This window comes from Micromonospora sp. NPDC050784, assembly GCF_044456765.1.
GTDB classification, from domain to species: domain Bacteria; phylum Actinomycetota; class Actinomycetes; order Mycobacteriales; family Micromonosporaceae; genus Micromonospora; species Micromonospora foliorum.
On record NZ_JBITGG010000020.1, the window covers coordinates 120,990 to 144,128 of the forward strand.

The following is a 23,139-nucleotide window of genomic DNA, read 5'->3' on the forward strand; positions in this document are numbered from 1 at the left end:
AGCGCGACGACGTCGATGGATGGATGTGCGTCGATCCTGTCTCGGGTGGCTCCGCCTCGGCAACGAGTTGTCGTTTCTTGTCGCGGGGCCGGGCGACCTCACGGCAGGTGGGCCGCCGGGCCGGGAACGGGCCGCTGCCGTACCCACGGTGGTCGGGCCCGACCGGGGCTCGGGTTGCGCGCGGCCGTCGAGTCGCGGACCACGAGGCGGACCGGCAGGACCATCGGCCGGCCGGTGTGCCCGGGCGCCCCTCCGATCATCGTGAGCAGGTGCCGGGTCGCGGCCGAGCCTTCCGCGTAGAGCGGTGCCGCGACGGTGGTGAGCCCGGGTGTGACGATGTCGGCCGCGAGGATGTTGTCGAAACCCACGACGCTGACGTCACCCGGAACGTTGACACCCATCCGGCTGAGGCCGCGGATGATCCCGATGGCCATCTGGTCGTTGAAGGCGAGGACCGCCGTCGCTGGCCGCGCGCACAGCTCCTGCGCGGCCCGCTCACCGCCCGCCATGGTCGGGCTGAACGGCCCGATCTGGCGTACCTTGATCTCCAGCTCCATGCCCGCCTCGAGCAGCGACCGCCAGCGGATGCCGTTGGGCCAGGACGCCTGCGGCCCCGCGACGTAGGTGATGTGGTCGTGCCCCAGTTCGCCGAGGTGCTCGGCGGCCCGCCGGACCCCACGGGGGTTGTCCGTGACGACGCAGGGCACGTCGGCGAGAGCGCGGTTGAGGACCACCACCGGCCGCTGCTTGGCGACCATCCGGATGGCCGAGTCGGACATCCGGCTGCTGGCCAGCACGATGCCGTCGACCGTCGACATGGTGCGCTCGACCGCCGCCCGTTCCAGCCGGTCGGACTCCTGGGCGTCGATCAGCACCGTGGTGTACTCGTCGTCGGTCGCCGCCTCCTGGGCGCCGCGCACGATCTCCGCGTACACCGGGTTGGTGATGTCGGCGATGACCAGCGCGATCATCCGCGTGCGAGACGTGGTGAGGGCGCGAGCGAGGGGGTTGGTCCGGTAGCCCAACCGCTCGGCGACCCGCCGGATCCGTTCGGCGGTCTCGGAGTTGACGCGACTCGGTCGGGAGAAGGCGCGGGACACCGTGGACGGTGAGACGTCGGCCTCCAGGGCGACGTCGTAGATCGTGACTCGCTGTCCCGGCGGCCTGGTGTGGTCGGGCATCTGCATGCTCCTCCCGGCTACGCGCCGTGATCATGCTATGGCGGCCGTGAATACTCGGCAATGCCCCCGCAACAATCCAGTGGCCCGATCGCATTCGCGCGAGGCAATACATGGCAACCCGTTGCCACCGCCGCGCACCGGCTGTCTGAATCAGCAGGGATGGCACCTGGCGGAGGGAACGGCTCATGGGTATCTCGCGGCGCGGCGCTCTCCTGGTCACGGCATCGTCGCTCCTGGTGGGCGCGGTCGGGTGCGGGGCACCCGAGGCCCCCGGCGACTCCACGGGCGACAGCACCGGCGAGGTGCCACAGCGGCCCGGTAAGGCCGTCACGCTCAACGTCCTCGACGTGGCGGGCAACCTCCAGCTGACCCAGGGGATGATCGACGAATTCGTCTCGAAGAACCCCGGCGTGATCTCCCGGGTGACCTACTCGAAGGCGCCGGCGCCCGAGCTGGCCGGAAAGATCAAGGCCCAGCAGGGTGCGGACCGGGTGGACATCGGTCTCGTCCTGACCGGCGTCGACGGTCTGGCCGCCGGGATCGAGCAGGGGCTCTGGATCGACGTGTTGCCGACCTTCCAGGACCGTCTCGGCGGCATGAGCAACTACCTGGAGCCGGCCGCCGCGATGCAGAAGCTCGCCGGCAACGCCGGTGTCACCGTCACCTACTACCCGTCAGGTCCGCTGCTCGAATATCTGCCGTCCCGCCTGGCAACGCCACCCACCAGTGCCGACGCGCTGCTCGCCTGGGCCAGAGCCAACCCCAGGAAGTTCCAGTACGCCCGCCCGGCCAACTCCGGCCCGGGCCGGACGTTCCTGATGGGTCTGCCATACATCCTGGGTGACTCGAACCCCAAGGACCCCACCGCGGGCTGGGACAAGACGTGGGCCTTCCTCAAGGAGTTGGGCCAGTACGTCGACTACTACCCGTCCGGCACCACCGAGACGATGAAGAACCTCGCCAACGGCACCGCGCACCTGATCGTCAGCACGACCGGCTGGGACATCAACCCGCGGGTGCTCGGCACGGTGCCCAAGGAGGCCAGGATCACCCCGATCGACGGCTTCCACTGGGTCACCGACGCGCACTACGCCGTCCTGCCCAAGGGCGTGTCGACCGACACCCAGGCCGCGGTGCTGGCCCTGCTGGCGTTCATGCTCACCCCTGAACAGCAGGCGAAGGCGTACGACGAGGGTTACTTCTACCCGGGCCCGGCGATCAAGGAGGTCCAGCTCTCGTCGGCGCCGCAGAAGAGCCAGGACGCGATCCGGGAGTTCGGTCGCCCCGAGTACGACGCGCTGATCGCCGGGAACCCGACCGAGGTCCCGCTCGACGCGAAGAGCCTGGTGGCGGCGTTCAGCCGCTGGGACCGCGAGATCGGCGGCGGCAAGGTCAAGCAGGGATGAGCGCCTTCTCCCAGCTGCGGCTCGACGGGGTGTCCCGCCGGTTCGGCGGCCAGGCCGCGCTCACCGAGCTGGACCTGACGATCGAGGCGGGGGAGTTCATCGCCCTGCTCGGCCCGTCCGGCTGCGGCAAGTCGACGGCGTTGAACTGCCTGGCCGGGCTGCTGCCGTTGACGGCGGGAAGCATCTGGCAGGACGGGCGCCGCATCGACACGCTGCCACCGGAGCGGCGCGGCTTCGGCATGGTGTTCCAGAGCTACGCACTCTTTCCGCACCTGACGGTCCGGGCGAACATCGCCTTCGGGCTGCGGATGCGGCGGCTGCCCAAGGAGGAGACGCGCCGGCGTACGGAGGAGGCGGTGCGGCTGGTGCGACTGGAGGACCACGTCGACAAGCTGCCCGGTCAGCTCTCGGGTGGCCAGCAGCAGCGCGTCGCCATCGCCCGCGCCGTCGTGTTCGAGCCGTCCCTGGTGTTGATGGACGAGCCGTTGAGCAACCTCGACGCCAAGCTGCGCCTGGAGATGCGGACCGAGATCCGCCGGCTGCACCAGTCGCTGGGCCTCACCACCGTCTACGTGACCCACGACCAGGAGGAGGCGCTCTCCCTGGCCGACCGGCTGGTGGTGCTGCGGGAGGGGCGAGTGCAGCAGGTCGGCTCGCCGCGCGAGCTGCACACCCGACCGGCGAACTGGCACGTCGCCGACTTCATGGGCTACCGCAACCTGTGGCGGGGGCAGGTGGAGCAGGTGGACGGCGCCCGGGCCACCGTGGAGTCGTCCGGCCACCGCCTGCTCGGCGAGGTGGTGGGGAGCCTGCGGACCCGGGCGGACGTGGTGGTCGCGGTACGCCCCGAGGACATCCGCGTCGACGGGCCCGGCGAGACCCGCAACGCCATGTCGGCGACCGTCGAGGTGGTGGAGTACCAGGGCCGCGAGTTGGCGGCCGAGGCCCGCACCGACACCGGGCTGCTGCTGCACCTGCGGACCGAACAGCGGATCGCACCGGGCGACCAGGTCAAGCTCGCCGTCGACCCGCAGCGGCTGCTCGTCTATCCCACCGACGCGTCGGCGGCGACCGACCGCCAACCGGACACCTCGGGGGCGACGCGGTGAGCGGCGCCGGGCCCGGAAGGCCGCTGGCGCACTGGCGGCATCGTCTCGCCGAGCGGGGCGTCGACCGTCAGCTCTGGCTGCTGGTCCCGGCCCTGGTGTTCGTCATCGCCCTGTTCCTCTACCCGTTCTTCTACGGGCTGACGCTCTCGTTCCAGCCGACCAGGGGCGGGCCGTTCAGCGACTACGCCCGGTTCTTCTCCGACTCCTACGAGCGGGGCACGATCTGGATCACGCTGCGGATCGCGTTGCCCGCCGCGCTCCTGAACGTCCTCGCCGCGGTGCCGATCGCCTACCGGATGCGCGGCCGGTTCCGGGGCAAGCGACTGGTCACCACGCTGCTGGTCGTGCCGATCACGCTGGGCACGGTCCTCACCGCGCAGGGGTTGCTGAACTTCCTCGGCCCGACCGGCTGGTTCAACCGGATCCTGCTGGCCACCCACCTCGTCGACGAGCCGGTGCGGCTGACCCACAACTACTGGGGCGTGTTCTTCTCGCTGGTGATCACCGGTTTTCCGTTCGCGTTCCTGCTGGTGCTCTCGTACCTGTCCGGCATCGACCCGACCCTGGAACGGGCGGCCGCGACGCTGGGCGCGGACTGGCGTCGTCGGTTCACCCGGATCACCCTGCCGCTGCTGATGCCCGGTCTCGCCACGACCTTCTGCCTGACGTTCGTGCTGGCGTTCAGCGTGTTCCCGTCGGCGGTGCTGGTCGGCAACCCGGCCGGTGAGACCCGGGTCATCTCCCTCGCCGCCTACCAGGCGGCGTACGAGCAGTACGACTACCCGTACGCGTCGGCGATCGCCATGATCATGGGTTTCGTCGAGCTGGTCATCATCGCGGTGGTGCTGGCCGCTCGTGGCCGCTTCTACACCGGCTCCACCGGAGGCAAGGGCTGATGGCAACGACGACCCAGGCGCCACCGGCGCGGCCCCCCGCCACCAGCACCGACCGGCGGCGGCGCATCGCCGCGCGGCCGGCCGCCTGGGTCGTGTGGGGCGTCGTCATCTTCTTCTTCCTCAACCTGCTCGGCGTCGTGGCGTCCGTGCTGGTCAGCTCGTTCGGCCGGCGGTGGTTCGACACCTGGCTCCCGGACGGCTACACCACCGACTGGTACGCGCGGGCCTGGGAGGAGTTCGCGCTCCTGCAGGTCATCGTCGTGACACTGGAGGCCTCCGTCCTCGTCGTGGGTCTCTCGCTGGTGATCGGCGTGCCGGCCGCCTACGCCCTCGCGCGGCGCTCGTTCCCGGGCAAACGACTGATCTTCCTCGTGTTCCTGCTGCCCATCCTGATGCCGCCGATCACGTACGGCATCCCGCTGGCGACCGTTCTCTACAAGTTCGGCCTGGCCGGGCACATGTCCGGGGTGGTGCTCGCCAACCTCGTACCGTCGGTGCCCTTCGTCATCCTGACCATGACCCCGTTCATCGAGCAGATCGACCCGCGGATCGAGAGCGCGGCGCGGATGTGCGGCGCCGGCCTGCGCACGGTGTTCCTCCGGGTCCTCACGCCGCTGCTCGTGCCGGGCATCCTCGCCTCCGCGATCCTCGTGCTCGTGCGGACGGTGGGCATGTTCGAGCTCACCTTCCTGACCGCGGGGCCGGACTCGCAGACCCTGGTGGTGGCGCTCTACTACTCGATGTCCGCGTCCGGGATCAGGGCCCAGCAGTCGGTCGACGCCATGGCGGTCATCTACACCTCGATGATGCTGGTCCTGCTCGTCGTCGCGCTGCGCTACGTCAACCCGACCCAGCTGGTGGCGCAGGTCAAGGACGAGCCGGAGCACTGAGGCCGGCGCTGGCCGCCTCGTCGAGGATCTCACCCAGCCGGCCCGCGAGCGTGATGAGAGCGGGCAGTTTCGTCCGCAGGCCGCGGTACGCCGTGGCGAGAGCCGGGTCGACAGCGACGGGCTCGCCGCCGGCGACCCCGGGATCGAGCTGGGTGACCGCCTCCTGAAGATCGGAGGTGTGGCCGATCGCGAAGAGCCCGAGCGCCGCCGCGCCGAGGGTGACGTGGTCGGCCACCCCCGCGACGCGGACCGGGCAGTCCAGAACCGCCGCCATCACCTCGCGCCACAGCGGAGACCGGAAGGCCCCACCGGTCAGGCGGACGCTGCCGATCGGTGTCAGCTTGGCCAGATGGTCACGGACACCACCGAGTTGCAGGCAGACGCCTTCGACGGCGGCCCGGACCAGGTGGCCGCGCGAGTGCTCGCTGCGCAGCCCCAGGAACGCGCCCGGCGGGGCGCAGCCCTCCGGCGGGGCGTCGGCCAGCAGGTAGGGCAGCATCACGAGGCCGTCGCTGCCCGGCGCGACCCGCGCGGCGAGATCCAGGAGCGCGGGCGCGGCACTGTCGTCACCGAGGACACGTCCCGCCCACCGTACGACGTTGCCGCCGTTGCTGACCGCGCTGCCGACAACCCACGCGTCGTCGGTCAACGCACCGCAGGAGAACGTCTCGACCGGGTCGGAGAGGGGGGCCTCGACGACCGTACGCAGGGCCCCGGCGGCCCCGAGCGTCAGGCCACCGACGGTGTGGTCGATCGCCGCCGCGCCCAGGCTCCGCAACGGACCGTCTCCCGCGCCGACGATGACAGGTGTGCCGGAGGGCAGGCCGACCGCGCGCCCGGCCGTCGGCGACAACCCCAGCACCGCCGTCGTGGGCAGGACCGGGGGCAGTTGACTCTCGGACAACCCGGCGAGATCGAGTACGGCGGGGCTCCAGCCCCGACGGTGCACGTCGAACATCCCGGTGCCGGAGGCCGAGGACAACTCGGTCACCAACATCCCGGTGAGCCGATGGACCACATAGTCCTTGAGGCCGATCCACCACCGGATTGCCGTGCACAGGTACGGCTCGTGGCGGGCGAACCACAGGAGCTTGCAGAGGGGGTTCATCGGGTGCACGGGTATGCCCGTCAACCGGTGCAGCTCCCGGCTCTGGCCGGACAACCGCAACTCACGGGCCGCCTCCGACGACCGCGTGTCACGGCGGGTCAGCAGCGGCGTCACCGGCGTCATCGCCGCGTCCAGACCGATCAGGCCGTACCTGGCGGCACTCAACGCGAGGGCGACCACCTCAGCCCCGGCGGTGTCGGCGACACACGCGGACACCGCCGCCAGGGTGGCCGCTACCAGCACGTCGGGGTCCTGTACCTGCCAGCCGGGCAGCGGTTGGAGCATCGGGTACGCCCGCGTCGCGACGTGTCGTGCGGTGCCGTCCAACGCGAACGCGACAGCCCGCACGGCCGTGGTGCCCACGTCGACTCCGACGATCACCCGACGCTCCGGCCCCATCCCCACATGGTCGAGCGGCGTTCGGCGGGCCGGCAAGCGGTTGCGCGCAGTTGTCCTGTCGCGTGGCACGAAGCCCGACGCCGGGAGCGACCGACGCCAGAGATTGATTACAGCCACCTGGAGGCAGGCGGGGCTTCCGTGAGACTTCCCGGTCCCGGGGTGCTCTGCGTTCTGGTCCGGCTTGGCGTCAGTCCTCGTCGGTCGGGCCAGGCCGGTTCTTGGCGATCCAAGCTCGAACGGCCTTGCCATCCCAGACGCGGCCCATGCTCAAGGTGGCGAGGGGGTCAGGGAATCCCTCGCGGCCCACGATGATCGTGGCGCGCTGCTTGCTGATCCCGCCAAGCAAGTCGCGGATCTCATCCAGCCCAAGCAGCTCCACGTTGTGACGGTAGGAGCCCTGGGGGTTGCATAAGCACAAACCGGGTGAGCCAACCCCTATGGAGGTTGCCCTCGTGCAGCCCCCCGTGCTGCGACGGGTGAATGACCCGACGCGTCACTTTCGTGGAGTATCTGACGGCCGTAGCTTTGACCCTGGCTCGCAGGCATAAGCCGGTGTGGTCGTGGATCAAGTGGCGGAACGTCTGCACGTGCGGGAACGAGCTGCCGTGTCGGATCAGACACAAGATCCCGATCAACCGGGGTCACTGGCCGGGTGAGAGCTGATGACCACACACGGGCCGGTGCTTCCACTCTGGCTGTGCGAGGCGTGCGAGCGATCGGGCCCTGATGCTGCGTCTGGTGTCGATCGGCGAGACCGACCCGTACAACGACTGGATTTGGATCACCGGGTACGTGCTCGACACGAAGGGGCTGGCTACGGCCAAGCGCGAGCTGTACGTCTTGCGGGCCGGGTTGCGTATCCGACGGCGAACCGCCCCGGCGAGTGCGCAACCGCGGCGGTCCGGTTCGCGCGTGATGGCCTGATACCCCAGCCGCATTAGATCTCCCCCCACGGCGTGGCCCGGTCGACATCCGCCGGCACCCACGGCGCAAGCGGGCCACACCCACCGTCCACATCAGTTACATTCCTCGCGCGGCGGTTGACACGCGGGGTGTCAACACGGGGCGTCGCGGGTGCGTTGCATGGCGACAAGCCTGTCCGCCTTGGGTCCGTGTGTCTGAGCGACCGTTTCACGGCGCGCTCTGAGCGGAAGGCGGGAACGGTCAGCCATGATCCGAGCACAACGCCTGGTCTCCCTGTCGGCGGCGGCCCTCATGGCGCTGGCGGCCACGGTCTTCGTCGCCGCCGGCGCCGCCCCGGCGTCCGCTGACCCGACGCCGTCGCGCTACCCCTACAGCAACCGTGACGTCGGCTTCTCCGAGGTCGGCTTCGACTTCGAAACCCCGGGTGGGATCGGCGACCATCTGGACCGCATGCAGGCGTTCGTCCCGGGCCGCACGCCGATCATCAGGGCATGGACCGACTTTCACACGTTCGCGTCGAAAGATTCCACGGGTGCCATCTCCATGAACTTCGACCACCTCGACCAGGTGGTGATGGAGGCGCACCGCAAAGGCATGCGACCGCTCGTGACACTGTTCGGCTCGCCCTCCTGGCTCAACGGCGGCCACTTCTGGACGGAGAAACCGAACCAGGACCCGCCGGAGACCTGGCTGCCGACGGACAGCGAGGGCTGGAAGACGCTCGTGGACCTGACGGTGCAGCACTACGGGCCGCCGCCGGGCTCGCCGCCCGGCACCCCGCCCATCGTCGACGCCTTCGAGATCTGGAACGAGCCGAACATCGTCGGCTTCGGCAAGTACGACGGCGTGTACGGCGACGACGGCGTCATCCGGCCGGGGGACGGCATCTACGACCCGGCCGCCGACGCGACCGCGACACTGGCCCGGTACTGGGAGCTGGTCAAGATCGCGTCCACGGAGATCCGCAGCACGTGTGGTCAATGTTATGTGCTTGCCGGTGCGTCGGCGGGGCTCGACGCGACAAGGTCGCCGTCGGCGTGGCTGGACTGGGGGTACGCCCACGGTTACAAGGACACGTTCGATGCGGTCGCCCATCATCCGTACTCCGATATGAACGACGACCCGGACACGCCGAAGTGTGGCGCGCCCTGGGAGAACCTGTTCGGACCGCCGGCCGACGACACGCCCGGGCAGATCTGTGGTGAGCTCGCCGCGGTCCGCGACGTGATGGTGCGTAGGGACGACGCGGGCAAGAAGATCTGGGGCACCGAGTGGGGATACGGGCTGATCACCCCCAATCCCGCCTGGTGGTGGTCGGAGAAAGGGGACCAGATGGTCAAGGGCGTCCGGATGTGGCAGGCGCAGGACTACACCGGCCCGCTCGTGCTGTTCTCGTACCGCGATTCCAAAGGCAACCCGTACGGCATCGTCGAGGAGAAGGGCTTCGTCAAGAAGGACGTGGCGCTCTATGACGACCTGAGCCTGGCGTTCACCAACCCCGACCTGCGGGTGCCGTTCAAGTCGCAGAGCGGGATCGGCGGGTACGACCTGTCCGATCCCCGAGACCGGGTGGTGCCGTTCGACTACGAGCACACCGGCAAGCTCGACCACCTGCTGGTCTACCGGCCGGGCACCGGGATCGTGTACGTGCTGCGGCGAAAGACGACGGTCGGCACCGAGCGGCCCAGCTTCGAGACGGTGTTCAGGTCCACGAACGGGATCGGCGGCTTCGATCTGAGCAGCGCCAACGACCAGATCATCAGCTACGACTTCGCGCACACCGGCCGGCAGGACTACCTGGTGCTGTACCGGCCGGGGACGGGCGTTGTGCACGTCGTCGGCCACGCGTCGGACGGCAGCTTCTGGCCGGTGTACACCTCGACCAGCGGCATCGGCGGCTACGACCTGTCGTCGCCGAAGGACCGGCTCGTGGCCTACGACTACGAGCACACCGGCAAGCTCGACCACCTCGTGGCGTACCGGCCCGGCGACAACGTGCTGTTCATCCTGCAGCACAGCGCCGCGGGGCCGTTCACGACGGTCGTCGGTTCGCATCAGGGCATCGACGGCTTTGCCCTGACCAGCCCGGATGACCAGGTCATCGCCTACGACTATGCGCACACCGGCAAGCAGGACGCCCTGCTGCTGTACCGCCCCGGCGCCCGGCTCGTCACCATCGTCGGGCACGGGGCCGGCAACACCTTCTGGCCGCACCTGATCTCGTCCAGCGGCATCGCCGGCTACGACCTCGCCGACCCGCGGGACCGCATCGTCGCCTTCGACTACGCCCACACCGGCATGACCGACCACCTCGTCGTCTACCGGCCCGGCACCGGCTACCTGGACGTGGTGCGGCACGACCCCACCGACACGTACTCGGCGGTCCACGTCTCCCACCAGGGCGTCGGCAGCGTCGGCTGGTTCGACCTGCGCAACGCCCAGGACCGGATCGTCGCCTATGACTTCGGGCATACCGGCAGCGCGGACCATCTGCTGCTGTACCGGCCCGGCGAGCGCGCCGTCACCATCGGCACGCGATAGGACATGCCTTAAGGACAGACCGGCGGCGGCGGGTCCCGGTGCGACCGGAGCCCGCCGCCGCCCGAGCGTCAGGCGTTCGGCAGGTGCGGCTCAGCCGGGCGCGGCCTGGTCACGATGGCGCCGACGACGCCAACACCAAGCCCGAACCTGCCACTACCGACCACACGGCTACCCTGACCAACTGCCGGTGCAGCACTAAGGGCGCTCAGACCAGGAACTCCTCCCGCATCCGCGCGCCCAGGTTGATCCCGCCGACCGCCCGTGGACCGGCCGGATCGTGCACCGCGACGGTGTTGTTGCGACGCATCAGCTCACGGACCGCGGGCGGCAGTCGCGGCGGGTCGTCCATGGCCGCGAGGACCTTCCCGGCACTGACGATCAGTCGATCGGCCAGAGTGGCGGCGTCGGTGTCCACTCGCACCCGGCCGTACTCCCAGCCGGACGTGGTGAGGTCGAGCACCTCGAACACGCGGGTCACCAGCGGGTTCGGGTCGGTCACCCGGTCGAGCCGGGGCGCCCGGTTGCCGACCACCGTGACGGCGGCGGCCACCTGCGCGTACGGGTGGAAGCCGCAGGGCAACGCGAACAGCGGCCAGCGCAGGGCCGGGCCGGCCTCCTTCCACAGCGGCCGGTAGTTGCGGCGGTGCACCAGAAGTCGCCGGCCCGTCCGTCGGTGGATCTCCTGGGCCTGGGCCTGAAGGTCCACATGGGCCTCGTCGGCGACCTGACTCACGATCCGGGTCGCCACCACCAGGCCGTCGTCGCTGTCGAGCGAACCAGTGAGCGCCTCGACCTGCTCGGTGAACCGGATCCGCGCGTGGGGGCCGTACCGGGACTGGACGTCGTGCAGCAGCGCCTGCTGGCGTCCCGGGTCGAGCTGGACCTTCCTACCGCCCAGCAATCGACGGAGCCAACGCATGTCGCCTCGATTCAGCAGAGCCGTCGCGGACGGCGGCAATGCTAGTGCGTCGGCCCAGCCTCATGTTCCCAAGGGGGTTGATCGACCGCGCTCTCGACGGCCGCGGTCACCGCCGACGTGGCGTGATCAGGCCCGACTCGTACGCCCACACGACCAACTGGGCCCGGTCGCGGCAGTGCAGCTTCGTCATCGCCCGATTGACGTGTGTCTTGGCGGTCAGCGGACTGATCACCATGCGCGCGGCGATCTCGTCGTTGGTCAGCCCGCGCGCGACCAACTCGACGATCTCCTGCTCCCGGGCGGTCAGCACGTCGCGTCCGGCCGTCGGCACGGCCGGCGGCGGACCGGCCACGAACTCACTGATCAGCGTGCGGGTGACGGTCGGCGCCAGCAGCGCGTCACCGCGCGCGACGACGGTGACGGCGTGCAGCAGGTCGGCGGGGTCGGCGTCCTTGAGGAGGAAGCCGCTGGCGCCCGCGCGGAGGGCGGCGAAGACGTAGGAGTCGAGCCCGTAGTTGGTGAGGATGAGAACGCGGATCGCGTCGAGGTCGGGATCCGCGGCGATGCGCCGGGTGGCCTCGATGCCGTCGAGGCCCGGCATCTGCACGTCCATCAGGACGACGTCCGGGCGCAGGCACCGTGCCAGGTGGACGGCCGAGATGCCGTCGGTCGCCTCGCCAACGACCTCCAGGTGGTCCTCGGCGTCGAGCAGTGCCCGGAAGCCGGCTCGCATCAGCGCCTGGTCGTCGGCGAGCAGCACCCGGATCATCCCGGCTCCTCCCCGCGGCGGGCGGTCATCGCGGGCCGTCCAGCGGGAAGGTGGCCCGTACCGTGAATCCGTGGTCGTCCTGCGCCGCGGTCCGCAGCGTGCCGCCCAGGGCGTTGACCCGCTCTCGCATGCCGCGCAGGCCCACGCCCGGGGTCAGGGGCTCAGCCGGCGACGCCTGTCCGTCGTCGGTGACCGCGACGGTCAGCTCCGCCGGGGCGTACCGCACCTGGACGTGCGCGGTCGCGGGGCCGGCGTGGCGGGCCACGTTGGTGAGGGCCTCCTGGATGACCCGGTACCCAGCCTGGTCGACCTCGTCGGGCAGGTCCCAGCGCTGACCGGTGACGGTCACCTGCACCGGTACGCCGACCGCCCGGGTCCGCTCGGCCAGCTCGTCCACCCGGGCCAGCCCGACCCGGTCGACGTCGTCGGGTGCGCGTAGGACGTCGAGGGTCGTGCGGAGTTCGCGCATCGCGGCGCCGCTGGCCTCCTGGATCGCCAGCAGCGTGGGCGACGGTGCCTCGCCGTGCTTGCGGGCCAGGTGCACGGCGATGCCGGCCTGCACCTTGATCACCGAGATGCTGTGGGTCAGGGAGTCGTGCAGGTCGCGGGCGATGCGCAGCCGCTCCTCCCCGGCCCGGCGCAACGCCATCTCCTCGCGGGTGCGTTCGGCCTCGATCGCCCGCTGCTCGACCTGCTCCAGGTAGGCCTGGCGCTGCCGCGCGACGAGCCCGGCCACGTTGGCCGCCACGAACCAGCCCAGCAGCAGGGCCGTCCGCTCGGCGACGAGCTGGCCTGGGCGCCCGGCCGGCGCCATCGAGATGTCGCGGGCCAGGAAGCCACCGAGGAAGGCGAGGCTGGCCACGGCGGCGGCCGACCGGTGCCCCTGCCAGGCGGCGACGTAGACGGCGCAGAGAACGGGGAACGCGGCGGACACCCCCGGGTGCACCCGGACGTGGACGGCCAGCATGGCGACGGTGACCACGCCCAGCGCCACCACCGGGTGGCGCCGGCACGCCGCCAGGGCCACCGCCGTGGCCAGGACCAGAGCGATGTCGAGCACCTCGACCGGCGCCGCGTCCGGGGTGAGCGCGGCGTTGCCGAGCAGGAGGGCGCTGAGGGCGAGGCCGCCGAGGGCGTACGGGAGGTCGCGGCGCATGGTCGCACTGTAGAGCGGCCGTCGTCGGTGGAGCATCCCGCGCGCGTGGTAGCTGTGGCGTACCACGGGCGCGGTATCTGCGGCACGGCAAGTGTCTGCGGCGGCACGACGCTTTCCCGGCCCGCCGCCACAAGCATCGAGCCCATGACATACCGCTTCTTCACCCCCACGCCGACGAGGGCGGCCACCGGCCGCACCGCCGCCGTCTACCAACAGTTGCGCGACGACTTTCTCGGGCCGTTGCCGACCTTCCAGGCGCTCTCGGCCGTGCCGGAGGTGCTGGCCGGGACCTGGGCGCTGATGCGGGAGGCGCTGCTCGCCGGTGACGCGCCCCGGGTCGACCGCGAACTCGTCGCGGCCGCGGTGTCCCGGGCCAACCGCTGTCGGTTCTGCGTCGACGCCCACGTGCTGATGCTGCACGCGCTGGGCGAACCGAAGCTGGCCGAGGCCGTCGCCCGGGGCGAGACGCCGCCCGAGCCACGGCACGCCCAACTCGTCGACTGGGCGCAGGCGAGCCGCAGCCCCCGGGCCGCCGACTGGACCAGCCCGCACCGCCCGGAGATCACCGGCACCCTGCTCGCCTTCCACTTCATCAACCGGGTCGTCTCGGCGTTGCTCGACCCCGACCTGCTCCCCGGCGGCCTGCAACGCTCCCCGCTGGTGCGCTCGGTCGGGGGCCGGCTCTACGCCAGGGCGGCCCGGGAACCGAAGGAGCCCGGACGGAGCCTCCCGCTCCTCGACGCCGACGCGACGGCGGCGCCGGCCTGGGCGGGGGACAGCCCGGTGGGCGTCGCCTACGCGTCGTTGCGGGACGCCGCCGTGCGGGGTGGCGACCTGCTGGGCGACGTGGCGCGCCAGACCGTCACGGCCACTGTGCGCTGGGAGGACGGGCGGTTCCCGGCCCGGCCCGCGGACTGGGCCGTCGACCTGGTCCGGGACGTGCCCGGCAGGGACCGCATCGGGACCCGGATCGCGTTGTTGGCGGCGTTCGCGCCCAGCGCGATCAGCCCGGGCGACGTCGCTCTCTGGCGGCTCTCCCACCCGGCCGACGCCGACCTCGTGCGGTTGGTCGCGTACGGGGCGATCACGGCCACCGATCACGTCGCCCAGGCCCTCGCCTCGGCGCACCGCTAGGAGGTAACCCATGCGCAAGGCATTCGTCATCATCAGCGCGGTGTCGCTCGTCGCGTTCGCCCTGCAGTTCGTCTTCGCCGCCGTGGGCGGGTTCACCAGACCCGCCGGCGACGACGCGTACGCGCTGCACAGCGTCAACGGCATGGCGGTCATCCCGGCGCTCACAGTGCTCACCGCCCTGTTCGCCGCGCTCGCGAAGGCGCCGGGCAGACTCATCGGGCTGGCGGTCCTGCCGATCGGCCTCGTCGTCCTCCAACCGCTCATCGCCATGCTCGCCGAGGCGTTCACCGACGCGTCGGGTGTCAGCACCCCGCTCGGCCTGACCATCGGTGGGTTGCACGCGCTCAACGGAATCATCGCGGTGCACGTCGTGGTCGCCGTGCTCCGGGCGGCGCGCAAGCTGGCGGCCCCGGTGCCGGTCGGCCCGGCTCGGGTGGTCACCCGGGAAGGGGAGCCGGCATGACCACCGGGTCGCTGCTCGCGGCCGACCTCGTGATCGCGCTCCTCGCGGCCGCGGCCTGGCTGGGTGGTGGCGCCGCGGCCGCCGCACGGCGCCGCCCGTTCGCACTGGGCCTGGCGGCCGTCGCGCTGCTCGCCACGCTCGCCCGCGCGATCACGATCACCGCCCTCGCCCGCGCCGGCTGGTGGTTCGCCGCGGAGAAGGTGTTCATCGCCGCACCCCTGGCGCTCGCGGCGGTGGGCGTGGCCGGTCCGCGGTTGCTGCGGGCCCCGGGTGACATCCGGGCCGTCGCGGTCCCGCTGCTGTTCGCCGGGTACGCCACGAGCAGCGCCCTGCTCGTGACGATCCTGCACGGCTATCCGGCGTCGGCGGGGGCGGGGCTGCTCGCGGTCGCCGGGGTCGTCGCCGCGACGGCGATCTCCGGACGTGCCCTCGGCGCGCGCCCGTCCCGGACGGTGTCCCGGGTGGCCCTGGTGGTGGCGGGCGCGGCGTTGGTGACCGGAACCGGGCTGACCGTCGCCCCGGACGCCGCGCCCGCCGTACCGCATGATCATGGTTATCCGGCGGCCGGGATCTCCGACGAACCCACCCGGCGGTTCACCCTGACGGCCGGGACCACCACGGTGGACGCGGGCGGCCGGAACGTCGCGGCGTGGGCGTTCAACGCGCAGGTACCCGGACCGGAGTTGACCGCCACCGTCGGCGACGTCGTCGAGGTGACGCTGCGCAACCGGGACATCGGGCGCGGCGTCACGCTGCACTGGCACGGGTACGACGTGCCGAACGACCAGGACGGGGTGCCCGGAGTGACGCAGGCGGCGGTGCGGCCCGGGCAGGAGTTCGTCTACCGGTTCCGCGCCGACCAGGCCGGGACGTACTGGTACCACACGCACTCGGCCTCCGACGTCGGCGTGCGGATGGGTCTCTACGGTGTGCTGGTGGTGCGCCCGGGGCCGGTGACCGGCCTCGACGTCACGGTGCCGGTGCACACCCTGGCGGGCCGTCCATTGCCCGCGCCGAGAGTGGAGCAGGTCGAGGCCGGCGTGCCGGTGCGGTTGCGGCTGATCAACACCGACAGCACGACGCACCGGTACGCCCTGGCCGGAACCGCGTTCCGGGTGGCCGCGATCGACGGCGTCGACCTGCGGGGCCCGACGTCACTGGTGGACACCGCCGTGCTGATCCCGGCCGGGGGCCGCTACGACGTGGTCTTCGACGCGCCGGCGACCCCGGTGGCGCTGTTCGTCGACGGACGGGCGGTCTACTCGACCGGCCCGCTGTCGACGGTGACCGGCGCCTGGCCGGTGCTCGATCCGCTCGGCTACGGCGCGACCGCTCCGGTGCCGTGGCCCCGGTTCGACAAGACGTTCACCCTCGTTCTCGATCGCGGCCTCGACCTGCGCGGACTGCTGCCCCGGTACGCCCACACCGTCAACGGCGCGGCCGACCGTGACATCCCACCGCAGGTCGTACGCCTGGGCGACGTCGTGCGGTTCAGCATCGTCAACCGGTCGCAGATCGTGCACCCGTGGCACCTACATGGTCACCACGTCCTGGTGCTGGCCCGGAATGGAGAGCCGGCGGCCGGAAGCCCGCTCTGGCTGGACTCGTTCGACGTGCGCCCGGGCGAGGTGTGGGAGGTGGCGTTCCGGGCCGACAACCCGGGGATGTGGGCCAACCACTGCCACAACCTGGCGCACGCCGAGGCCGGGATGACGCTGCATCTCATGTACTCCTGATCGCGGATGCCGGTAGTTTTCTGTCATGACTGACGACACCTTCCGCTCGGTGGAGATCGAGCGCACCAGCCTGGGCAACTACGTCGTGCGGAACACCCGTGGCGGGTCGGTGTCGTTGGGCACGGGCGAGGACGGCAGCTTCACGCCTGTGGAGTTGCTGCTGGCTGCCATCGGCGGCTGCACGGCGGTGGACGTGGACCACATCACCAGCCGTCGTGCCGAGCCGACCGAGTTCGCCATCGCCGTCACCGGTGACAAGGTCCGGGACGAGGCCGGCGGAAACCGGATGCGGAACCTGCGGGTCGAGTTCACCGTGACGTTTCCCGAGGGCGCTGAGGGCGACGCGGCCCGTGCGGCGCTGCCCCGGTCGCTGCAGCAGTCGCACGATCGGTTGTGCACCGTCTCCCGTACCGTCGAGCTCGGCACTCCCGTCGCGATCGCCGTGGCGGAGACTGATCGTCGCTGAGCACGGCTGCTCAGGCCGGGTGCGGTCCGTTCTCCCGGCCGCCACACCGGGAAAGCCAACCGTGGGCGGAAACCAGAAATAGACGCCGGTTGATGGTGTGGGAGCGCTCCCGTAACATACCTGACGCGGCCTGTTAACGCTCACAATCAGTTGCCGCGCAGCGGCCACCACCAATGTCTGGGCCGCCGTCCTGCGAGGAGGGTGCTATATGACCAGATCCAGAGCCACCAATGTCGGTCTGGTGGCGGCCGGCATCGGCTTACTGGTGTCGTCGACAGTTGTCGCGGCGCTGCCGGCCGTCGCCGCGGCCGAGGGTTGTTCGGTGAACTACGCCGTGTCGTCGCAGTGGCAGGGCGGTTTCGGTGCCAACGTGGCGATCACGAACCTGGGCGATCCGCTGAGCAGTTGGACGTTGACCTGGTCGTACGGCGCCGGGCAGACGGTGACGCAGGCCTGGAACACGTCGCTGACGCAGAGCGGGTCGGCGGTGACGGCGAGGAACGTGAGCTACAACGGCTCGGTCCCGACCAACGGCACGGTGTCGTTCGGGTTCAACGGATCCTGGACGGGCAGCAACCCCGACCCGACGAGCTTCGCTCTGAACGGTGTCGCCTGCACCGGTGGCACGACGACCCCGCCGCCGACGACCCCACCACCGACCGATCCGCCGCCGACCACCCCGCCGCCGACCGACACGTGCAACCTCCCGTCGACGTACCGCTGGTCCTCGACGGGCCAGTTGGCGACCCCGAGGTCGGGCTGGGTGTCGCTCAAGGACTTCACCGTCGCCCCCTACAACGGCCAGCAACTCGTCTACGCCACCACCCACGACAACGGCACCAGGTGGGGCTCGATGAACTTCGGCCTCTTCACGAACTACTCGCAGATGGCCTCGGCCAGCCAGAACGCGATGAACAACGCGACCGTCGCGCCGTCACTGTTCTACTTCGCGCCGAAGAACATCTGGGTGCTCGCCTACCAGTGGGGTGGGCCGGCGTTCTCGTACCGGACCTCGACCGACCCGACCAACCCGAACGGCTGGTCGGCGGCACAAACGCTGTTCAGCGGCAGCATCACCGGGTCGGGTACCGGCCCGATCGACCAGGCGGTCATCGGTGACGGCACGAACATGTACCTGTTCTTCGCCGGGGACAACGGCAAGATCTACCGGGCCAGCATGCCGATCGGGAACTTCCCGGGTAGCTTCGGCTCCAACTACACGACCATCATGAGCGACACCACGAACAACCTCTTCGAGGCCGTTCAGGTCTACAAACTCCAGGGCCAGAGTCGCTATCTGATGATCGTCGAGGCGATCGGTTCGCAGGGTCGCTACTTCCGCTCGTTCACGGCCACCAGCCTGGGTGGCTCGTGGACGCCGCAGGCCGCCAGCGAGAGCAACCCGTTCGCCGGCAAGGCCAACAGCGGCGCCACCTGGACCAACGACATCAGCCACGGCGAGCTGTTGCGCACCAACGCCGACCAGACGATGACCGTCAACCCCTGCAACCTGCAACTGCTCTACCAGGGCCGTTCCCCCAGCTCCGGCGGCGACTACGGCCTCCTGCCGTACCGGCCGGGTCTGCTGACCCTGCAGCGCCCGGTTTGATCACCCTCGACCGGTCCGGAACGGGCGGGCTCGGCGTCACGCCGAGCCCGCCCGCACCACGTCGAAACGTGGCATTGGATCGCTCCCGTGACGTCTGGCTGACAAAGACGGGATACGACACGCCTCATCGGGGCAGCCGGTGGCTGACGAGTTTGGGACGATGCGCCGGTTGAACCAGCGACATCACCCGACTCGAAGGGATCTTCACGATGGCAAAGGTCATCTCCACGCTGTTCATCTCGGCCGACGGTGTGGCCGAGATCGACCCGGACTGGCACTTCCCGTACTTCGACGAGAACATGGGCCGCGCCGTCTCCGAGGACTATGACGCCGCCGACGTGCTGCTCATCGGCCGGGAGACGTACGACAGCTTCGCCGGGGCCTGGCCCGGCCGTGAGGCCGCGGGTGGCGACGACGCACCGTTCGCCAAGCAGCTCGGCGACGTGCGCAAGGTCGTCGTCTCGCGTCAGCCGCTGGAGTTCTCCTGGCGCAACTCGGAGCTGATCGACGGGGACCTCCTCGACGCGGTCGCCGCGCTCAAGGCGGATGCCGGCGTCCGGGGAATTCTCATTCCCGGGTCGATCTCCGTCGTGCAGCAACTGCTCGCCGCGGGTCTGGTCGACGAGTTGCGCCTGCTGGTGCACCCGGTGGCCGCGCGCAAGGGTCGCAAGCTGTTCGACGAGGGCGACGCGGCGTACCACCTGCGACTGGTGGCGTCGGAGGCGTTCCCGACGGGTGTCCTTCGCGTGATCTACGCGTCGGGCTCGGCACCGACGCCGGTCGGCTACGACGAGGTCAAGGACCAGGTGCCGGCCGGAAACTAGGGCGCGTTCCGGGGATCGCCGCCGCGCCGGCCGTTCTCGGACCGAGGGCGTCGTACGCCCATGTGAAGATCCCGTCGTGACTGAGTGGACGTACAACGACCGCCCTGCAGGTGTCAGGTTCCTCACCGATCGGATCCCCGAGCCGGGCCGCACCGCCGTCGAGGACGAGCTGTGGGCCTGGGTCGTGCGGGGTGAGAGCGACGCGGACGAGTTCGTCGACTTCTTCGACGACGCCGAGGAGCGCTGTGGCGCCACGGACGACGAGCTCACGGCGGCGCACGAGACGGCGTTGGCGGTTCGGCGGGAGCAGCAGCGCGAGTGGGGTGAGGTGCGCGGCAACCTCACCCGCGCTTTCGCGGAGCTCAACGAGCTGGGGGTGCTGGCCCGGGAGAACTTCAGCTGCTGTGGCACCTGCGCGAGCGCCGAGATCGACGACGAGCGGGACGACTCTCGGCACTGGCGCGGGTTCCTCTGGTACCACCAGCAGGACACCGAGTCGCTGCTCGCGAGTGAGGACGGCGAGGTCTATCTCGGCTACGGCGTCTACCCGCCGGCCGACTTCGACGAGGTCGCCTACGCGGGCCTGTCGGAGGCCGAGCAGCAGGCCAGCTACCAGGCCGACCTGGAACGGCTGCTGGACGAGGTCGCTTTTCCGGTGCTCCGCAAGCACGGCATGCAGGTCGAGTGGAACCGCAGGCAGTCCCGCCGGATCCGGGTCACCGGCGCCCAGTGGTACGCGCCGCTGGATTGACCACCACCGATTGATCCCACACTTCGGACCGGCATTTAGTGAGGCTCATCGATATTGACGGATGACGTCCGCGGCGACAGGATCTCGGGCACCACCACCCCCGTGATCCCTCCTGGGAGGCGCCATGACCCGTCCCCGCCTGCCCCTCCTGCGGGCAGCCACCCGGTTGGCCGCACTCGCCGTCGCCACCGCCGGCGTGCTGCTCACCGTCGCCACCCCCGCCAGCGCCGCGGTGCCCACCGGCCGCTACGTCGCGCTGGGCGACTCGTACACCGCAGGCCCGCTGATTCCCACCCAGGTCGACCTGAACTGCCTGCGGTCCAACCGCAACTACCCGTCGCTGGTGGCGGCGTCCGCCGGCTCGTCGTCGTTCGCCGACGTGAGCTGCTCCGGCGCCACCACGGACGACATCCTCTACGGCGGGAGCGGCCAACTGGGCATCACGCTGCCACCGCAGCTCAACGCGGTCACGTCGAACACGTCGCTGGTGACGGTGCAGATCGGCGGCAACGACATCGGCTTCTCCGGCATCATCGGCGACTGCGCGGAGGCGAGCGTCAGCAGCCCGCTCGGATCTCCGTGCAAGAACCGGTACACCGCCGGAGGTGTCGACCAGTTGCAGGCGCGGATCGTCGCCGCCACGCCGAAGGTCACCGCCGTGCTGCAGGCGGTCCGGCAGGCCGCGCCGGGCGCACGGGTCGTGGTGCTGGGCTATCCGGCGATCCTGCCGGACACCGGTTACGGCTGCTGGCCGGTCGTTCCGATCGCCTACCAGGACGTGCCGTACCTGCGCGGTATCGAGAAGTCGCTCAACGCGATGCTGGCCAGCGTCGCGAGCGCCAACGGCGCCACCTACGCCGATGTCTACACCCCGTCGATCGGCCGCGACACGTGCAAGAGCAGCGGCACCCGCTGGGTCGAGGGTCTGGTGCCGCAGAACTCGGCCGCGCCGTTCCACCCCAACGCCCGAGGTGAGCAGGGCATGGCCACCGCCCTGCTGGCCAGGCTGAACAGCTGACCGGCCCGTAACCGGAGGAGCCCGCCCCGCCGGCAGCGGCGGGGCGGGTCACCGCACGGTGGCCGGGCGCTCGCAGTCCGTGCGCGTGCCGATCTCCAGGCAAGCCGGCGCGGCGATGCCCAACTCGGTGTGCTTGAGATCGAGGAGTCCGGGGTACCGAAAGCTATGCCGAATGTGGGGCAAGTCGTCGGAGACCGTTACCGCCTGGTCGAAAGCATCGCCAGCGGCGGAATGGGTGACGTGTGGCGGGCGGTCGACGAAACCCTGGACCGCTGCGTGGCGGTCAAGATGCTGCAACCCCGGTTGGTCACCGACGAGGGCTTCGGTGAGCGGTTCCGGCGCGAGGCACGGGCCATGGCAGCCCTGCGTCACCCGGGTGTCGCCCAGGTCTACGACTACGGTGAGGTGTCCCAATCCGGAGCGCCGGTCCTCGCCTACATCGTGATGGAATGCGTGCAGGGGCAGCCCTTGTCGGAGCGGATCGCCGAGGTCGGCCGGCTGGACGTGGCCGAGACGATGTCGATCGCCGCGCAGACCGCCCGTGCCCTGCAGGCGGCGCATGACGCCGGTGTCGTCCACCGTGACGTCAAACCCAGCAATTTGATCATTGAGCCGGACGGGCACGTCGTACTCGTCGATTTCGGTGTCGCGGTGACGCAGGAAGCGGCGAGCCTGACCGCACCGAACCAGGTCGTCGGCACCGCCCTGTACATGGCACCTGAGCAGGTCGCGAGAAACGAGACCACGCCGGCGATCGACATCTACGCGCTGGGGGCTGTCGTCTACCACTGCCTTGCCGGTCGGCCGCCGCACCAGGGCGAGAACGCCGTCGCGGTGGCGCTGCGGCACCTCGAAGAGGAACCGGCGCCGCTGCCCGAGGACGTTCCGGCGGAGGTCCGCCACGTGGTCGCCACCGCGATGGCCAAGGAGCCCGCCCACCGCTTTCCGACGGCAGCGGCCATGGCCGACGCGGCGCAGACACTCGCGGACCCGTCTGACCAGGTGCCGTCCACCGCGACCGGGGCGACCGAGATCGGGGTGCGGACCGAGGTCACGGCTGCCCGGCGGTCGGCCCTCGGCGGCACGGTGAGCCGGGCGGTCACTCCCGGGCCCAGAGCGCTCGCGGTGCTTCTCGGGTCGTTGGCCGCCGCGGCCGCCGTCCTGGTGCTCGCCGATCCCATCGGGATCATGCCCGGCCAAACCGGGCGACCGTCGACGCCTCGCGTGGTGCCGCCCGCGGTGTCGCCGACGGTGCCGCCGCAGCGGGAACCGGGCCCCGGCGTCGGCGGCGGTGAACCAGCCACCCGTAGTTCCGCGGGCCTGCCGGTCCGAGCGCCCGGCTCCGCGACCCCGACGCCCACCCGGGCCGCGGGCGAGGGGACGGTGGACCCATCAACGCCGTCCGGTGGAAGCACTGCGGGTTCGCCGAGTCCCACCGCGTCCGAGAGCGCTCCTGCGGAACCGACGGAAGCCCCGACGGAAGCCCCAACGACAGGACCGACGGGCGGAACGACGGCGACACCGACTGCGGGGACGACGGAGAACCCAGCGGCGGACCCAACCTCGGCACCGTCGGCGGAGGAATCGCCGGCCGGGGGAGAGACCGCCGCGCCGCAGGTGTAACGGGCGGCGGCGACGACCGGACTGTGCCACACCGCCGACCCGAGGTCGTCCTGGACGCCGATGCGGACGGGGGTTGCCTGCGGAACGCAGTCTGGCGGGGGGGGGGGGGGGGCCCCCCCCCCCGGGGGGGGGGGGGGGGGTTTTTTTGGGGGTGAGGTACAAGGGGCTCAACCCCCGCCCCGGGCAGGTGAGGGTGGGGGGTGTGGTGGTTGTTTAG

General features: G+C 70.8%; 21 protein-coding genes. 15 read left to right on the top strand and 6 right to left on the bottom strand.

From position 1 onward, the window contains the following. Positions 1-98 precede the first annotated feature (98 nt). Positions 99-1,181: a LacI family DNA-binding transcriptional regulator gene (locus ACIBD9_RS25155; protein WP_396721340.1), complete on the bottom strand. Its 1,083-nt coding sequence runs from the start codon at positions 1,179-1,181 to the stop codon at positions 99-101. A 185-nt stretch (positions 1,182-1,366) separates the two neighbouring features. Here ACIBD9_RS25155 and ACIBD9_RS25160 point away from each other — a divergent pair, with 185 nt between their 5' ends. The 4 genes from ACIBD9_RS25160 to ACIBD9_RS25175 are packed head-to-tail and all read left to right on the top strand — an operon-like array spanning position 1,367 to position 5,482. Next, on the top strand, positions 1,367-2,587 hold the full coding sequence (locus tag ACIBD9_RS25160) for an ABC transporter substrate-binding protein (RefSeq protein ID WP_396721342.1): 1,221 nt from the start codon (positions 1,367-1,369) through the stop codon (positions 2,585-2,587). Next, the gene (locus ACIBD9_RS25165) at positions 2,584-3,696 is read left to right on the top strand and encodes an ABC transporter ATP-binding protein (protein WP_396721344.1); all 1,113 of its coding nucleotides are present in this window, start codon (positions 2,584-2,586) and stop codon (positions 3,694-3,696) included. Before ACIBD9_RS25160 ends, ACIBD9_RS25165 begins: the two co-directional genes overlap by 4 nt. Beyond that, positions 3,693-4,592 (top strand): ABC transporter permease, encoded by a 900-nt coding sequence (locus ACIBD9_RS25170; protein WP_396721346.1) that lies wholly within the window; start codon positions 3,693-3,695, stop codon positions 4,590-4,592. The genes ACIBD9_RS25165 and ACIBD9_RS25170 overlap by 4 nt, the downstream gene beginning before the upstream one ends. Further along, on the top strand, positions 4,592-5,482 hold the full coding sequence (locus ACIBD9_RS25175; RefSeq protein ID WP_396721347.1) for an ABC transporter permease: 891 nt from the start codon (positions 4,592-4,594) through the stop codon (positions 5,480-5,482). The genes ACIBD9_RS25170 and ACIBD9_RS25175 overlap by 1 nt, the downstream gene beginning before the upstream one ends. On the opposite strand, the gene ACIBD9_RS25180 is transcribed toward ACIBD9_RS25175, so the two are convergent. Continuing rightward, positions 5,460-6,989 (bottom strand): gluconokinase, encoded by a 1,530-nt coding sequence (locus ACIBD9_RS25180; protein ID WP_396721349.1) that lies wholly within the window; start codon positions 6,987-6,989, stop codon positions 5,460-5,462. The two genes, ACIBD9_RS25175 and ACIBD9_RS25180, sit on opposite strands and share 23 nt — an antisense overlap. Positions 6,990-7,176: 187 nt before the next feature. Beyond that, positions 7,177-7,368 carry a hypothetical protein gene (locus ACIBD9_RS25185; protein WP_396721351.1) on the bottom strand — a complete coding sequence of 64 codons (192 nt, stop codon included), beginning with the start codon at positions 7,366-7,368 and terminating at the stop codon, positions 7,177-7,179. A 347-nt stretch (positions 7,369-7,715) separates the two neighbouring features. Here ACIBD9_RS25185 and ACIBD9_RS25190 point away from each other — a divergent pair, with 347 nt between their 5' ends. Further along, positions 7,716-7,913, top strand: coding sequence for a hypothetical protein (locus tag ACIBD9_RS25190; RefSeq protein ID WP_396721352.1), 198 nt, complete (start codon positions 7,716-7,718; stop codon positions 7,911-7,913). Positions 7,914-8,159: 246 nt separating this feature from the next. Next, positions 8,160-10,454, top strand: coding sequence for a hypothetical protein (locus ACIBD9_RS25195; protein WP_396721353.1), 2,295 nt, complete (start codon positions 8,160-8,162; stop codon positions 10,452-10,454). Positions 10,455-10,659: 205 nt separating this feature from the next. Here the strand turns inward: ACIBD9_RS25195 and ACIBD9_RS25200 are convergent, their stop codons facing one another. The 3 genes from ACIBD9_RS25200 to ACIBD9_RS25210 all read right to left on the bottom strand — a co-directional run bounded on the left by ACIBD9_RS25200 (position 10,660) and on the right by ACIBD9_RS25210 (position 13,298). Then, positions 10,660-11,373 carry a hypothetical protein gene (locus ACIBD9_RS25200; RefSeq protein ID WP_396721354.1) on the bottom strand — a complete coding sequence of 238 codons (714 nt, stop codon included), beginning with the start codon at positions 11,371-11,373 and terminating at the stop codon, positions 10,660-10,662. 106 nt (positions 11,374-11,479) lie between these two features. After that, positions 11,480-12,142, bottom strand: a complete 663-nt coding sequence (locus ACIBD9_RS25205; RefSeq protein WP_396721355.1) for a response regulator — start codon at positions 12,140-12,142, stop codon at positions 11,480-11,482. Between the two features lie 25 nt (positions 12,143-12,167). Further along, positions 12,168-13,298, bottom strand: a complete 1,131-nt coding sequence (locus ACIBD9_RS25210; RefSeq protein ID WP_396721356.1) for a sensor histidine kinase — start codon at positions 13,296-13,298, stop codon at positions 12,168-12,170. A 144-nt stretch (positions 13,299-13,442) separates the two neighbouring features. Here ACIBD9_RS25210 and ACIBD9_RS25215 point away from each other — a divergent pair, with 144 nt between their 5' ends. The 9 genes from ACIBD9_RS25215 to ACIBD9_RS25255 all read left to right on the top strand — a co-directional run bounded on the left by ACIBD9_RS25215 (position 13,443) and on the right by ACIBD9_RS25255 (position 22,922). After that, positions 13,443-14,432, top strand: a complete 990-nt coding sequence (locus ACIBD9_RS25215) for a carboxymuconolactone decarboxylase family protein (protein WP_396721358.1) — start codon at positions 13,443-13,445, stop codon at positions 14,430-14,432. Positions 14,433-14,442: 10 nt separating this feature from the next. Continuing rightward, positions 14,443-14,895 (top strand): DUF6220 domain-containing protein, encoded by a 453-nt coding sequence (locus ACIBD9_RS25220; protein ID WP_396721359.1) that lies wholly within the window; start codon positions 14,443-14,445, stop codon positions 14,893-14,895. After that, on the top strand, positions 14,892-16,631 hold the full coding sequence (locus ACIBD9_RS25225; protein WP_396721360.1) for a multicopper oxidase family protein: 1,740 nt from the start codon (positions 14,892-14,894) through the stop codon (positions 16,629-16,631). Before ACIBD9_RS25220 ends, ACIBD9_RS25225 begins: the two co-directional genes overlap by 4 nt. 25 nt (positions 16,632-16,656) lie before the next feature. Continuing rightward, entirely contained in the window at positions 16,657-17,097 is a 441-nt protein-coding gene (locus ACIBD9_RS25230; protein WP_396721361.1) for an OsmC family protein, read from the top strand. A gap of 208 nt (positions 17,098-17,305) precedes the next feature. Further along, complete coding sequence (locus ACIBD9_RS25235; RefSeq protein WP_396721363.1) at positions 17,306-18,706, top strand: non-reducing end alpha-L-arabinofuranosidase family hydrolase; 1,401 nt, start codon at positions 17,306-17,308, stop codon at positions 18,704-18,706. Between the two features lie 209 nt (positions 18,707-18,915). Continuing rightward, positions 18,916-19,530 (top strand): dihydrofolate reductase family protein, encoded by a 615-nt coding sequence (locus tag ACIBD9_RS25240; RefSeq protein ID WP_396721365.1) that lies wholly within the window; start codon positions 18,916-18,918, stop codon positions 19,528-19,530. Between the two features lie 76 nt (positions 19,531-19,606). Further along, on the top strand, positions 19,607-20,281 hold the full coding sequence (locus tag ACIBD9_RS25245) for a DUF6891 domain-containing protein (RefSeq protein WP_396721367.1): 675 nt from the start codon (positions 19,607-19,609) through the stop codon (positions 20,279-20,281). Positions 20,282-20,405: 124 nt separating this feature from the next. Next, on the top strand, positions 20,406-21,299 hold the full coding sequence (locus ACIBD9_RS25250; RefSeq protein WP_396721369.1) for an SGNH/GDSL hydrolase family protein: 894 nt from the start codon (positions 20,406-20,408) through the stop codon (positions 21,297-21,299). 165 nt (positions 21,300-21,464) lie between these two features. After that, a complete protein-coding gene (locus tag ACIBD9_RS25255) occupies positions 21,465-22,922 on the top strand; it encodes a protein kinase (protein WP_396721371.1) in 1,458 nt (485 codons plus the stop codon). Positions 22,923-23,139 lie beyond the last annotated feature (217 nt).

Coding starts and splice junctions, on each gene's coding strand:
- ACIBD9_RS25155 (WP_396721340.1), bottom strand. CDS start 1,181: ATGCCCGACCACACCAGGCCGCCGGGACAGCGAGTCACGATCTACGAC.
- ACIBD9_RS25160 (WP_396721342.1), top strand. CDS start 1,367: ATGGGTATCTCGCGGCGCGGCGCTCTCCTGGTCACGGCATCGTCGCTC.
- ACIBD9_RS25165 (WP_396721344.1), top strand. CDS start 2,584: ATGAGCGCCTTCTCCCAGCTGCGGCTCGACGGGGTGTCCCGCCGGTTC.
- ACIBD9_RS25175 (WP_396721347.1), top strand. CDS start 4,592: ATGGCAACGACGACCCAGGCGCCACCGGCGCGGCCCCCCGCCACCAGC.
- ACIBD9_RS25180 (WP_396721349.1), bottom strand. CDS start 6,989: ATGGGGCCGGAGCGTCGGGTGATCGTCGGAGTCGACGTGGGCACCACG.
- ACIBD9_RS25190 (WP_396721352.1), top strand. CDS start 7,716: ATGCTGCGTCTGGTGTCGATCGGCGAGACCGACCCGTACAACGACTGG.
- ACIBD9_RS25195 (WP_396721353.1), top strand. CDS start 8,160: ATGATCCGAGCACAACGCCTGGTCTCCCTGTCGGCGGCGGCCCTCATG.
- ACIBD9_RS25200 (WP_396721354.1), bottom strand. CDS start 11,373: ATGCGTTGGCTCCGTCGATTGCTGGGCGGTAGGAAGGTCCAGCTCGAC.
- ACIBD9_RS25205 (WP_396721355.1), bottom strand. CDS start 12,142: ATGATCCGGGTGCTGCTCGCCGACGACCAGGCGCTGATGCGAGCCGGC.
- ACIBD9_RS25210 (WP_396721356.1), bottom strand. CDS start 13,298: ATGCGCCGCGACCTCCCGTACGCCCTCGGCGGCCTCGCCCTCAGCGCC.
- ACIBD9_RS25215 (WP_396721358.1), top strand. CDS start 13,443: ATGACATACCGCTTCTTCACCCCCACGCCGACGAGGGCGGCCACCGGC.
- ACIBD9_RS25220 (WP_396721359.1), top strand. CDS start 14,443: ATGCGCAAGGCATTCGTCATCATCAGCGCGGTGTCGCTCGTCGCGTTC.
- ACIBD9_RS25225 (WP_396721360.1), top strand. CDS start 14,892: ATGACCACCGGGTCGCTGCTCGCGGCCGACCTCGTGATCGCGCTCCTC.
- ACIBD9_RS25230 (WP_396721361.1), top strand. CDS start 16,657: ATGACTGACGACACCTTCCGCTCGGTGGAGATCGAGCGCACCAGCCTG.
- ACIBD9_RS25235 (WP_396721363.1), top strand. CDS start 17,306: ATGACCAGATCCAGAGCCACCAATGTCGGTCTGGTGGCGGCCGGCATC.
- ACIBD9_RS25240 (WP_396721365.1), top strand. CDS start 18,916: ATGGCAAAGGTCATCTCCACGCTGTTCATCTCGGCCGACGGTGTGGCC.
- ACIBD9_RS25250 (WP_396721369.1), top strand. CDS start 20,406: ATGACCCGTCCCCGCCTGCCCCTCCTGCGGGCAGCCACCCGGTTGGCC.
- ACIBD9_RS25255 (WP_396721371.1), top strand. CDS start 21,465: ATGCCGAATGTGGGGCAAGTCGTCGGAGACCGTTACCGCCTGGTCGAA.